The sequence below is a fragment of the Stenotrophomonas sp. YJH_SMC_19 genome (assembly GCF_059367915.1).
Genome location: NZ_JCAFRI010000005.1, coordinates 1 through 12,680, shown reverse-complemented (window position 1 = coordinate 12,680; position 12,680 = coordinate 1). Strand labels below are relative to the sequence as shown.

At 66.5% G+C, this 12,680-nt stretch carries 10 protein-coding genes; 5 read left to right on the top strand and 5 right to left on the bottom strand.

What is annotated here, in order from left to right:
* Positions 1-3 precede the first annotated feature (3 nt).
* From fdhE to fdnG, 4 genes are all read right to left on the bottom strand, one after another.
* A complete protein-coding gene (gene fdhE, locus AC5P5R_RS07580) occupies positions 4-987 on the bottom strand; it encodes a formate dehydrogenase accessory protein FdhE (RefSeq protein ID WP_087802384.1) in 984 nt (327 codons plus the stop codon).
* Positions 988-1,367: 380 nt separating this feature from the next.
* Positions 1,368-2,015, bottom strand: coding sequence for a formate dehydrogenase subunit gamma (locus AC5P5R_RS07575; protein ID WP_005410882.1), 648 nt, complete (start codon positions 2,013-2,015; stop codon positions 1,368-1,370).
* Positions 2,012-2,929, bottom strand: coding sequence for a formate dehydrogenase subunit beta (gene fdxH, locus AC5P5R_RS07570; RefSeq protein ID WP_005410881.1), 918 nt, complete (start codon positions 2,927-2,929; stop codon positions 2,012-2,014). Before fdxH ends, AC5P5R_RS07575 begins: the two co-directional genes overlap by 4 nt.
* Positions 2,930-2,939: 10 nt before the next feature.
* On the bottom strand, positions 2,940-6,008 hold the full coding sequence (fdnG, locus tag AC5P5R_RS07565; RefSeq protein ID WP_138927449.1) for a formate dehydrogenase-N subunit alpha: 3,069 nt from the start codon (positions 6,006-6,008) through the stop codon (positions 2,940-2,942).
* 289 nt (positions 6,009-6,297) lie between these two features.
* Here fdnG and gmk point away from each other — a divergent pair, with 289 nt between their 5' ends.
* The 5 genes from gmk to recG all read left to right on the top strand — a co-directional run bounded on the left by gmk (position 6,298) and on the right by recG (position 12,295).
* On the top strand, positions 6,298-6,963 hold the full coding sequence (gmk, locus tag AC5P5R_RS07560) for a guanylate kinase (RefSeq protein WP_005410878.1): 666 nt from the start codon (positions 6,298-6,300) through the stop codon (positions 6,961-6,963).
* Positions 6,964-7,073: 110 nt separating this feature from the next.
* Positions 7,074-7,373, top strand: a complete 300-nt coding sequence (gene rpoZ / locus AC5P5R_RS07555) for a DNA-directed RNA polymerase subunit omega (RefSeq protein WP_005410877.1) — start codon at positions 7,074-7,076, stop codon at positions 7,371-7,373.
* Positions 7,374-7,478: 105 nt separating this feature from the next.
* The gene (locus tag AC5P5R_RS07550) at positions 7,479-9,641 is read left to right on the top strand and encodes a RelA/SpoT family protein (protein WP_005410876.1); all 2,163 of its coding nucleotides are present in this window, start codon (positions 7,479-7,481) and stop codon (positions 9,639-9,641) included.
* A gap of 148 nt (positions 9,642-9,789) precedes the next feature.
* Positions 9,790-10,176, top strand: a complete 387-nt coding sequence (locus AC5P5R_RS07545; RefSeq protein ID WP_005410875.1) for a RidA family protein — start codon at positions 9,790-9,792, stop codon at positions 10,174-10,176.
* A 7-nt stretch (positions 10,177-10,183) separates the two neighbouring features.
* Positions 10,184-12,295, top strand: a complete 2,112-nt coding sequence (gene recG / locus AC5P5R_RS07540) for an ATP-dependent DNA helicase RecG (protein WP_076739916.1) — start codon at positions 10,184-10,186, stop codon at positions 12,293-12,295.
* Between the two features lie 310 nt (positions 12,296-12,605).
* Here the strand turns inward: recG and AC5P5R_RS07535 are convergent.
* Positions 12,606-12,680: IS3 family transposase (locus tag AC5P5R_RS07535; protein ID WP_338322609.1), on the bottom strand; the 75-nt coding region annotated here is incomplete at its 5' end.

Genomic DNA, 12,680 nt, shown 5'->3' with positions numbered 1-12,680 from the left:
GCCTCAATCGCCGTCGGATTGCCACAGCAGAGGATTCTGGCTGGCACGCGCATAGCCTTCCTCGGCCAGCAGCAGATCCAGCGCCAGCGTGCCGAGGTCATCGGCCACCGGCTCCAGTGACGGGTCCTTTTCCAGATACAGGATCTTGCGGTAGCTGTGGCAGTGGTCGCAGGTCTCGGCACGCACCGCGCTCTCGCGCACCGCCTCGCCGCTGTCGCCGTCCACATCGGCCAGGGCGCGATAGGCGATGTCCTTGCCGGCGGCACCACACTGGCTGCACTGCACGCGCACGTAGTGCCACTGGCAGGCGCACAGCGAGCACGACAGGTAACGGTAGGACGCATAGGGTGGCCGCGCCTGCACCACGCTGGTCACCGGCAACGTGCCGCACAGCGGGCACAGCCCTGGCGCATCAGCCAGCGGCTTCAGGTCGATAGGGCGGAAGCTGGCTGCGAGCACCGCCCAGTAAACCTGCAGTGCGTTCATCACCAGCAGCGCAGCGACCGCATCCACCGACGGCGCGTCATCGCGCTCCAGCACCGCGTGCGCCTGCGCATCCAGCCAGGCGTCGTCGGCCGCGGCGACGCGTTGCAGCTCCTGCCGGGTTTCCAGCGGCAGCCCCGTTTCGTCGGCACAGTGCTGGCACAGCGTGCGCAGCCAGTCGCGCCAGCATCCATCCAGCTGAAGCGTGTTGGCCGGCCGCAACGGCATGCCGGCACCGGCCGCCGCACTCGACTGCTGCGCGCGCGCCTGCGACTGCAGTGCCTCGCGCTGCTGCGGTGTCAGCTCATCCAGCAGCGCCTGCTGTGCATCGGCCAACGCCGCCAGCAGCTGCAGGTAGCCGCCGATGGCACTGTGCGCGGCCAGGCTGCGCAGGCGCGTCGCGCGCTCAGCGAACAGTGACTCGATATCGGGCAGGATGATGCGCGGCACATCGCGCGAGGCGAGCGTCTCGATCTCACCGGGTTCAAGGATGCGTTGCGCCATGCAGGGCCAGCCAGAAGAACCAGCCTCCATCCTCGCCGTTGTCGGCGCTCGCGTCCAGCGGGTTCAAACAACGCAGTCGAGCAAAGCAGTCGAGCACGGCTCGACTCTACAAAAACCGGTTTCGGTCGTTGCCATGTTCATCGTGTCGACCAAGGTCGACACCCACCAAGAGCAGCTCATGCCATTCCGACAGCAGCGGGAAACTGTCGAAGGCGGGGCACTGTGGGTTTGCGGGGTGTCCGCGGCATGGATGCCGCGGCCAAGCCCCCAGGGACGGGTTCACGGCGTCCCCGCAAATCCACAGTGCCCCGCCATCCCACGTATAGCCAGCTTTTGACGTTGACGTTGCCTCTGCGGGTGCAGGGCCGCAGGCCCTGCCGCTAACCCTCTTCCCGACGTCCGCGCAGGATGTCCCGGAACCACTGCCGGTGGTGCTTGTACGCCCACCCATAGGTCACCTTGCCCTGGGTCATCGCCCGCACCGACCCCTTGATCCAGATCGCCGCATAGATGTGCACCACGATCGCGCACACCAGCACCCAGCCGAACAGCGCATGGGCCAGCACCGAGAAGCGGATCACCCCGATCGGGAAGAAGTGGCTGAAGTACTGCCGCCAGATCACGAAGCCGGTCAGCAGCAGCGCCGACAGGCAGCCGATGATGGCCCAGAACAGCAGCTTCTGGCCGGCATTGAAACGGCCCACCGGCGGCAGCTTCTCATCCTCGTTGCGCAGTACATCGCGCATGCCGCGCATCCATGCGCGATCGTCGGCGGTCGGCAGATTGTCGCGCCACATGCGGAACGCCAGCAGCGCAAAGCCCACCACCATGGCCAGCCCGATGAACGGATGCAGGATGCGCGTCCACGGTCCGCCACCGAACAACTGGGTCAACGGGAACAGGGCAGGGTGGAACAGCGCCAGCCCGGACAGCGCGGTCAGCACGAAGCAGATCGCCACGATCCAGTGGTTGATGCGGGTCGGTGCGCGGTAGCGGATGATCTGGCGCGGGTGCGGGGCGTACTTCATGGCCGCTGCTCCTCTTCGATCTTCTTCGCCTCGTGCTCGGCTTCCTCTTCTTCCTCGTCATTGACCGTGTTGCGGCCGATGCCGATGTAATGCAGGAAGCCGGCGAAGGCGGTGGCGGCGATCGCCAGCACGCCCAGCGGCTTGGCCACGCCCTTCCACACCTCCACCATCGGGCTGATGCGCGGGTCCTTGGGCAGGTCGGCATACAGCTCCGGCTTGTCCACGTGCTGCAGCACGTACATCACGTGGGTGCCGCCGACGCCCTGCGGATCGTACAGGCCGGCGTTCTCGTAGCCGCGAGATTTCAGGTCTTCCACGCGTCCGGCCGCGTGCTCGGTCATCGCCTGCTTGCTGCCGAAGGTAATCGCGCCGGTCGGGCAGGTCTTCACGCAGGCCGGTTCCTGGCCCACCGCCACCCGGTCCGAACACAGCGTGCACTTGTAGGCCTTGTGGTCCTTCTTGGAGATGCGCGGCACGTCGAACGGACAACCGGTCACGCAGTAGCCGCAGCCGATGCAGTTCTCTTCCTGGAAGTCGACGATGCCATTGGCGTACTGGATGATCGCGCCGGGCGACGGACAGGCCTTCAGGCAGCCCGGATCGCTGCAGTGCATGCAGCCTTCCTTGCGGATCAGCCACTCCAGCTTGCCCTTCTCGTCCTCGTACTCGCGGAACTTCATCACCGTCCACGACTGGTCGCTCAGGTCGGGCGGGTTGTCGTAGCTGCCAACGCAGCTGCCCACTTCGTCGCGCAGATCGTTCCACTCCATGCAGGCGACCTGGCAGGCCTTGCAGCCGATGCACTTGCTCACATCGATCAGCTTGGCGACCTGGCCGGTGTGCGCACCACGCGCCTCCGGCGAGGGCGTGGTGGTGGCCGAGCGGCGGATGATGTCCAGGGATTGCAGTGACATGGCGTGTCTCCTACACCTTCTCGACCTTGACCAGGATGCACTTCGATTCGGGCGTCTGCGAGTTGCCGTCACCGATGGCGTTGGTCAGCGTATTGGCGATGTATCCGGGCTTGGCCGCACCGAGGAAGCCCCAGTGGATCGGCACGCCCACCTGGTGCACGGTCCGGCCATCGATCTGCAGGGCCTTGATGCGCTTGGTCACCATGGCGACCGCTTCGATGTGGCCGCGCTTGGAACTGACCCGCACGCGGCTGCCGTTGTTGATGCCCAGCTCGTCGGCCAACGCCGCGCCGATCTCGACGAACTGCTCGGGCTGGATGATGGCGTTCAACTTGCCGTGCTTGGTCCAGAAGTGGAAATGCTCGGTCAGGCGGTAGGTGGTGGCCACATGCGGGAACTCGTCCGGCGAACCGATCTGTGCGCGATCGCTGGCGAATACGCGGGCGGCCGGGTTGTTCAGCGTCAGTACCTGGCCGGGGCTGAGCGGGTTGCTGCGCAGCGGTGTATCGAACGGTTCGTAGTGCTCCGGGAACGGGCCTTCGGCCATGCCGGCCTTGGCGAAGAAGCGGGCGATGCCCTCCGGATTCATGATGAACGGGCCCATTCCGCCGGCGGGATCTTCGTCGGCCTTGAAGTCGGGCACGTCCACGCTGCCCCAGTTTTTCCCGTTCCACGCCAGCAGCGTGCGCCGCGGATCAAACGGCTTTCCGGCGACGTCGCACGAGGCGCGGTTGTACATCACGCGACGATTGGCCGGCCACGCCCAGGCCCAGCCCAGCGTGTTGCCGATGCCAGTGGGGTCGCTGTTGTCACGCCGCGCCATCATGTTGCCGGTCGGGCCCCAGGCACCGATGTAGATCCAGCAGCCGGAGGCGGTGCTGCCGTCGTCGCGCAGGTCGCCGAATGCGGCCAACTGCTCGCCGGCCTTGCGCACCAGCTTGGTTGGGTCCTTCGGATCGAACACGTCGGTCAGCGCCTTGCCGTTGTATTCCATCGCCAGTTCTTCGGGCGTGGGTACCTCAGGGTTGGCGTAGTTCCAGGCCAGGTCGCGCACCGGCTCCCACCACGCCCCGCCGTCCTTCTCGTACATCGCTTTGATGCGATGGAACAGCTCGGACATGATCTCGATGTCGCTGCGTGCTTCTCCCGGTGGGTTGGCACCCTTCCAGTGCCACTGCAGCCAGCGCGAGGAATTCACCACCGCGCCGTTCTCCTCGGCGAAGGAGGTGGTCGGCAGGCGGAATACTTCGGTCTGGATCGTGCTCGGGTCGACGTCGTTCAACGCACCGTGGTTCTGCCAGAAGGCGATGGTCTCGGTTTCCAGCGGGTCCATGCTGACCATGAACTTCAGCTTGGAGAACGCGCTGATCAGCTTGCCCTTGTTCGGCGCCGAGGCCAGCGGATTGAAGCCCTGGCAGATGTAGCCGTGGATCTTGCCTTCGTTCATCAGCTCGTACGCCTGCAGCATGTCGTACGGCTTGTCGAGCTTGGGCAGGTAATCGAAACACCAGTTGTTGTCGGCGGTGGCGGCGTCGCCCCACCACGATTTCATCAGGCTGACGTGGAACTTCGGGTAGTTCTGCCAGAACGACATCTGGTTGGCGCGCAGCGGCTTCTGCGTGCGCTTGGCGATGTAGGCCTCGTAGTCCTGCTCGTCCTGTTTCGGCAGGGTCAGGTAGCCGGGCAGCAGGTCGGACATCAGGCCGATGTCGGTCAGGCCCTGGATGTTGGAATGCCCGCGCAAGGCGTTCATGCCGCCACCGGCCACGCCGATGTTGCCCAGCAGCAGCTGCACCATGGTGCCGGCACGCACGTTCTGCGCGCCGATCGAGTGCTGCGTCCAGCCCAGCGCGTACAGGATGGTCATCGCCTTGTCCTTGCCGGCGGTGGACGCGATCATGTCCCAGATCTGGCGGATGCTGTCGGCCGGCGTGCCGCAGATGCGTTCGACCATCTCCACCGTGTAGCGCGCATAGTGCTGCTTGAGCAGGTTGTAGACGCAGCGCGGGTCCTTCAGCGTCGGGTCGCTGCGCACGAAGCCGTCGTCACCGTAGGCGTAGTCCCAGCTGGAGCGGTCGTAGCTGCGCTTTTCTGCGTTGTAGCCCGAATACAGGCCGTCCTTGAAGGCGAACTCGTCCTTCACCAGGAACGACATGTCGGTGTAGTTCAGCACGTACTCGTGCTGGATGCGGTCCTCGGTCAACAGGTAGTTGATCAGGCCCCCCAGGAACACGATGTCGGTACCGGTGCGGATCGGCGCGTACACGTCGGCCACCGCGGCCGAGCGGTTGAAGCGCGGATCGACCACGATCAGGCGTGCCTTGTTGTGTGCCTTGGCCTCGGTCACCCATTTGAACCCGCACGGGTGCGCCTCGGCGGCATTGCCACCCATGATCAGGATCAGGTCGGCATTCTTGATGTCGACCCAGTGATTCGTCATCGCACCACGGCCTAGCGTCGGGGCAAGACCTGCCACCGTCGGGCCGTGTCAGACACGTGCCTGGTTGTCGAATGCCAACATGCCAAGGGAGCGCACGACCTTGTGGGTCAGCACCGCGGTTTCATTGCTGGTGGCCGAGGCCGCCAGCATGCCGGTGGTCAGCCAGCGGTTGACCGTCTGCCCGGCCTCGTTCTTCTGCACGAAGTTGGCATCGCGGTCTTCCTTCATCAGCCGCGCGATGCGGTCCAGCGCATCGTCCCAGCTCAGCCGCTTCCACTCGTTCGAGCCCGGCGCGCGGTACTCGGGGTAGAGCAGGCGCGACTTGCTGTGGATGATGTCGGCCAGGCCGGCGCCCTTCGGGCACAGCGTGCCGCGGTTCACCGGATGGTCCGGGTCGCCTTCGATATGGAAGATGCTCGGCTCGGCGTTCTTGGCACCATCGCCGAGGCTGTACATCAGGATGCCGCAGGCCACCGAACAGTAGGTACAGGTGTTGCGGGTCTCGGTCGCGCGGGTCAGCTTGTACTGCCTGACCTCCGCGAGCGCGATGCCGGGCGCGAAGCCCATCAATGCCAGGCTGGAGCCGACCAGGGTTGTCCCGGTCACTTTCAGGAACTGGCGGCGGCTCATCGATGGCATGCCGTTCTCCTGGGATGGCGGGGAGGCGCAGGCCTCCGGGCTGTCGTTGGGTACGGCCCGGTTATAGCACAGCCCCCGCACGCCCATGTGGCACAAGGCCCGGCGCCCGCCAGACGGGCGCGCAACGGGGCCGCTCTGGTAAAGTTGCGTGCCCGCCCCCCGGGGAAAGCGTCTGCCGGGCCTGGTTCCAGGATGTTCCGCGCAGCCCCGCCGTCCTGGCGCGATCCTCCGCGCCGGATCTGGAACACCGAGGAAAAATTTTGCGAAATCAACCCGTTGGATCCCCCGCATGAGCGCCCCGTCGAAGCCGTCGGACGCCGTTGCGCGCGGCACGCTCTACATCGTTGCCGCCCCGTCCGGTGCCGGCAAGAGCAGCATCGTCAATGCCACCCTGGCGCGTGACCCGCAGATCGCCCTGTCGATCTCCTTCACCTCGCGCGCGATGCGCCCGGGTGAAGTGAACGGCCAGCACTACCATTTCGTCTCTGCGGAGAAGTTCGAGCAAATGATCGCCGCCGGCGACTTCTTCGAACACGCCTGGGTGCACGGCGACTGGAAGGGCACTGCCCGCCAGTCGGTGGAGCCGCAGCTGGCCGCCGGCCAGGACGTACTGCTGGAGATCGACTGGCAGGGCGCGCAGCAGGTGCGCCAGCTGGTGCCGGGCACGGTTACCGTGTTCATCCTGCCGCCATCCAAGCAGGCCCTGCAGGACCGCATGCGCAAGCGCGGCCAGGACAGCGAGGCGGTCATCGCCCAGCGCCTGGGCGCGGCCCGCGATGAAATGCTGCACTTCAACGAGTTCGACTACGTCATCGTCAACGAGGTGTTCGACACTGCGGTGGACGAGCTGTGCGCCATCTTCACCGCCAGCCGCCTGCGCCGGGAGGCCCAGAAGGTCCGCCATGCCGGCCTGATCCAGGCCCTGCTGACCCCCGATCCGGGTGCAACTGACTGATTCCAAAAGAATCGGGTGGGGGTTGGCTTGATTTTGTCCAGCCCCTGCCAGTACACTCCGTCCCCTTTCCCTCATTCGACTGAGCGGCCGACCGGTCGCCGGGAGCCCGTATGGCCCGCATCACCGTAGAAGATTGCCTGGAAGTCGTTAACAACCGTTTCGAACTGGTCATGATGGCTTCCAAGCGTGCCCGCCAGCTCGCCAACGGCGTGCAGGCCACGCTGGACAACAGCGAGACCGAGGACAAGCCGACCGTGCTGGCGCTGCGCGAAATCGCCGCCCGCAAGATCGACAACGCGCTGATCGACGAAGTCGAGAAGGCCGAGCGTGAGCGCGCCGAGCGCGAAGCGCTGGAGTGGGCTGCCGCCGAAGTGGTCGCCGACGAAGACATGTCCAAGAACGACGATTGATCGCATCGATCAACGTCATTGCTGGATCGCCGAACAGCCCGCCCCGTGCGGGCTGTTTCGCATTCAGGATTTGCCGTAAACGTCGCGCTGGAATAGGCTTCGGGCATGAACCCAGGCCCCACTGCCAAGGTCGCCGCAGCCCCCGCTGCCGCCGTACCCGACTACGTCCTCCAGCTTGAACGCGCCGCCCATTACCTGCCGCCGGAACAGCTGCCGCTGCTGCGCCGTGCCTGGGAAGTCGGTGCCTCCGCGCACGCTGGGCAGACGCGCAAGTCGGGCGAGCCCTATATCACCCATCCGGTGGCCGTGGCCCAGGTGCTGGCCGAGCTCGGCCTGGACGTGGAAGCGCTGATCGCCGCGATCCTGCACGACACCATCGAAGACACCCCGCTCACCCGCGAGGCGCTGGCTGCCGAGTTCGGCGAGGCCGTGGCCGAACTGGTCGACGGCGTGACCAAGCTGGACAAGCTGAAGTTCCGCGACCGCCAGGAAGCGGCCGCCGAGAGCTTCCGCAAGATGCTGCTGGCGATGTCGCGCGACCTGCGCGTGATCATGATCAAGCTGGCCGACCGCCTGCACAACATGCGCACGCTGGGCGCGCAGAGCCGCGAAGCGCGCGGCCGCATCGCCCGCGAGACGCTGGAGATCTACGCACCCATCGCCCAGCGCCTGGGCATGAGCCTGGTCAAGAGCGAGCTGCAGAACCTCGGCTTCAAGGCGCTCTACCCGTGGCGCCACGCCATCATTGAAAAACACATCCGCAGCCAGCCGGTGGTGCGCCGCGAGGCGATGGCGCAGGTGGAAGTGCAGCTGTCGCAGCGCCTGGCCAAGGAGGGGATCGAGCATCGGCTGATCAGCCGCATCAAGACCCCGTGGAGCATCTACAACAAGATGCGCGACGAGAACAAATCCTTCGACCAGGTGATGGACGTGTTCGGCTTCCGCCTGGTCGTGCGCAGCGTGCCCAGCTGTTACCACGCGCTGGGTTCGGTGCATGCCACCTTCAAACCGCTGGATGGCCGCTTCCGCGATTTCATCGCCATTCCCAAGGCCAACGGCTACCAGTCGCTGCACACCGTGCTGTTCGGGCCGTATGGCTCGCCGATCGAAGTGCAGATCCGTACCGAGGAAATGGACCTGATCGCCGAGCGCGGCGTGGCCGCGCACTGGACCTACAAGTTTGGTGGCGATTCGCCCAACAGCGCGCAGAGCCGTGCCCACGCCTGGATCGTCGAACTGATCGACTCGCAGCGCGCTGCCGGCTCTTCGCTGGAGTTCCTCGACAACGTCAAGGTCGACCTGTTCCCGGACGAGGTCTACCTGTTCACCCCGAAGGGCAAGATCCTGGCCCTGCCGCGCAATTCCACCGCGCTCGATTTCGCCTACGCCGTGCATACCGATGTCGGCAACATGGCGGTGGCCTCGCGCGTTGACAAGAAGCTGGTGCCACTGCGCACCAAGCTGGTGTCGGGGCAGTCGGTGGAGATCATCACCGCACGCTCGGCCACGCCGAAACCGCAGTGGCTGGAATTCGTGGTTACCAGCAAGGCGCGCACTGCCATCCGCCACCAGCTCAAGCAGCTGGAACACGAAGATGCCGTGCAGCTGGGCCACCGCATGCTCGACCGTGCGCTGGAGGCGATGGATTCGTCGCTGGAACGGCTGCCGAAGGGGCGCCTGGATGCGTTCCTGGCCGAGCATCGTTTCCCGCGCCTGGAGGCGCTGCTGGCCGAGGTCGCGCTGGGCAACTGGATGCCGACCCAGGCCGCGCAGGCGCTGATGGCCTACGCCGAACTGCGTGGCGGCCCGCATTCGCGCCACCATTCGCAGGAGAAGATCCTGATCAACGGCAGCGAGCGCGGCGTGGTCACCTTCGCCGGCTGCTGCCAGCCGATTCCCGGCGACGAGATCATGGGCTACCACACCGCCGGCAAGGGCATCGTGGTGCACCGCATGGACTGCCCGAACCTGGCCGAGCTGCGCAAGTCGCCCGAGCGCTGGGTGCCGATCGGCTGGGACACCACCGTTTCCGGCGACTACGACACTTCGCTGGTGGTGGAAGTAGAGAACGGCACCGGCGTGCTGGCGCAGCTGGCCGCCGCCATCGCCCAGAGCCATTCCAACATCGAGCGCGTGGACTACCTGGACCGCGACTTCAACGCCGCCGTGCTGGCGTTCAACATCCAGGTACGCGACCGCAACCACCTGGCCGAAGTGATGCGCCGCCTGCGTCGTCTGTCGGTCGTGCAGTCGGTACGCCGCCAGTAGGTCCACGCCATGCGTGGATGACGTTCCGCGCACACGACGTACGGGGTCGGATCCGTTTCCCGCCGGGAAACGGATCCGACCCCCAGCCGATGCCGCGCCCACCCGGTACAATCACCGCTCTGTTTTCCCCCAAGCACCGGAGCGACCCATGTCCCGCCAGATCATCAACACCGAAAAGGCCCCCGCCGCCATCGGCCCGTACTCGCAGGCCGTGCGCGCCGGCAACACCGTGTACTTCTCCGGCCAGATCCCGCTCGACCCGGCCACCGGCGACATCGTCGGCGCCGGCGACGTCGAAGCACAGGCCCGCCGCGCCTTCGACAACCTCAAGGCCGTGGCCGAAGCCGCTGGCGGCTCGCTGGACAAGGTCGTGCGTCTGGGCCTGTACCTGACCGATCTGGGCGAGTTCGCCAAGGTCAACGCGGTCATGCAGGACTACTTCCAGGCCCCGTACCCGGCCCGTTCCACCATCGAAGTCTCCGGCCTGCCCAAGGGCGCCAACTTCGAGGTCGACGCGGTGATGGTCATCGACTGACCGCCACGTGGCACGCAAGGCGGCGGTCACCCCGGTCCTGTCACCGTCCGGCGAAGCATCCCTGGCGATGCTCGCGGGCGTCGGTCCGGCCGTGGCCGCCAAACTGCAGGCGCGTGGCCTGGCCACCCTGCAGGATCTCTGGCTTCATCTGCCGCTGCGCTATGAAGACCGGACCCGGCTGACCCGCATCGAAGACCTGCGCAACGGCGTACCGGCGCAGGTGGAAGGGCGGGTGGTCGCGGTCGAGCGCGGCATGCGCTACCGGCCGATGCTGAAAGTGGCGGTGGAAGACGAAGGGCGGGGCACTTTGGTGCTGCGCTTCTTCCACTTCCGCCAGCAGCAGGTCGGCCAGTTCGCGGTCGGCAACCGGCTGCGCTGCTTCGGCACGCCCAAACCGGGCCAGCTCGGCCTGGAAATCGTCCACCCCAGCTACCAGGTGCTGGGCCGCAACGACGATCCCGAACTCGGCGACCGCCTCGACCCGGTGTATCCCACCGTCGAAGGCGTCGGTCCGATGACCATGCGCAAGCTGATCGGCCAGGCGCTGGACCGCCTGCCCGAGGAAAGCGCGCTGGAACTGCTGCCCAGCGGCTGGCTCGATGGCCTCGGCCTGCCGTCACTGCGCAGCGCGCTGCTGACCGTGCACCGGCCGCCACCAGATGCCGATCTGGCCGCGCTGGCCGCCGGCACCCACCCGGCGCAGCGCCGCCTGGCGATGGAAGAGCTGCTGGCCCACCACCTCAGCCTGCGTCGCCAGCGCATCGCGTTGCAGGCGCACCATGCGCCGCCGCTGGCCGGCCCCGGCAAACTGGCCAAGGCGCTGCTGAAGCAGCTGCCGTTCGCCCTGACCGGCGCACAGGCGCGCGTGTTCAAGCAGATCCGCGAGGACCTCGCGCGGCCCAGCCCGATGCTGCGGCTGGTGCAGGGCGATGTGGGCTCCGGCAAGACCGTGGTCGCCGCGCTGGCGGCGATGCTGGCGGTGGAGCAGGGCAAGCAGGTTGCATTGGCTGCGCCCACCGAACTGCTGGCCGAACAGCATCTCAACAACCTGCGCGGCTGGCTGGAACCGCTCGGTGTGCGCATCGCCTGGCTGGCCGGCAAAGTCACCGGCAAGGCGCGCGCCAAGGTGATGGAGCAGGTCGCCAGCGGCGAAGCGCAGGTGGTGGTCGGTACCCACGCGCTGATGCAGGAGGCGGTGGTGTTCCAGGATCTGGCGCTCGCCATCGTCGACGAGCAGCACCGCTTCGGCGTGCACCAGCGCTTGGCGCTGCGCGACAAGGGCGCGGGCGGCAACAGCGTGCCACACCAGCTGGTGATGACCGCCACGCCGATTCCGCGCACGCTGGCGATGTCCGAATACGCGGACCTGGATGTGTCGGCCATCGACGAACTGCCGCCGGGCCGTACCCCGGTGCAGACCGTCGCGCTCAACAACGATCGTCGTCCCGAGCTGATCGAGCGCATCGCACTGGCCTGCCAGGAAGGGCGGCAGGTGTACTGGGTGTGCACCCTCATCGAGGAAAGCGAAGAACTGGATGCCACCCCGGCGCAGGCCACCTACGAATCGCTGCAGGCGCTGTTGCCGGGCGTGCGCGTGGGGCTGGTGCATGGTCGCCTGAAAGCCGCCGAAAAGCTGGCGACGATGGTGGCGTTCAAGGCCGGCGACATCGACCTGCTGGTGGCGACCACGGTGATTGAAGTGGGCGTGGATGTGCCGAACGCCTCGCTGATGGTGATCGAGAATGCCGAGCGCCTGGGCCTGGCCCAGCTGCACCAGCTGCGCGGCCGCGTCGGCCGTGGTTCGGCGGTATCGCGCTGCGTGCTGCTGTACCAGGCACCGCTCTCGCAGATGGCACGCGAGCGCCTGCAGACCATGCGCGAAACCAACGATGGTTTCGTCATTGCCGAGAAGGATCTGGAACTGCGCGGCCCCGGTGAATTGCTGGGTACCCGGCAGACCGGCCTGGCCGGTTTCCGCATCGCCGACCTGGCCCGCGACGCCGGCCTGCTGCCCGGCGTGCACGACCTGGCCGAGCGCCTGCTGGACCAGCAACCCACGCTGGCCGATCGTGTGGTGCAGCGCTGGATCGGCACCGCCGTGCGTTACGCCTCGGCGTAAGTACCCAGGGGTCGGATCCCTTTGTGCAGCAAAGGGCTCTGACCCCATTTCCGGGATGCTCATCCGCGCATGGCGTGGATCTACCTCGCGCTGCGCGCGGGAGTCGGACAAGGCTCGACTCTACAGACAGCGCTTTGGATCATTTCCATGTTCATCCACGCATTGCATGGATGTGTCGACCAAGGTCGACACCCACCAACAGCCGCGGAAATCTGTCGAAGGCGGGGTGGGTCCGGTTGCGGGGGTGTCCGCGGCATGGATGCCGCGGCCAAGCCCCCAAGGTGAAGTGACCCCCGAGACTTGGACGGGGTCAGGCGGCCGATTGGGCCCGCTCCCGGTACTCTACCGGGCTCAGACCTTTCAGTTTCAGTTTGATGCGCTCCTG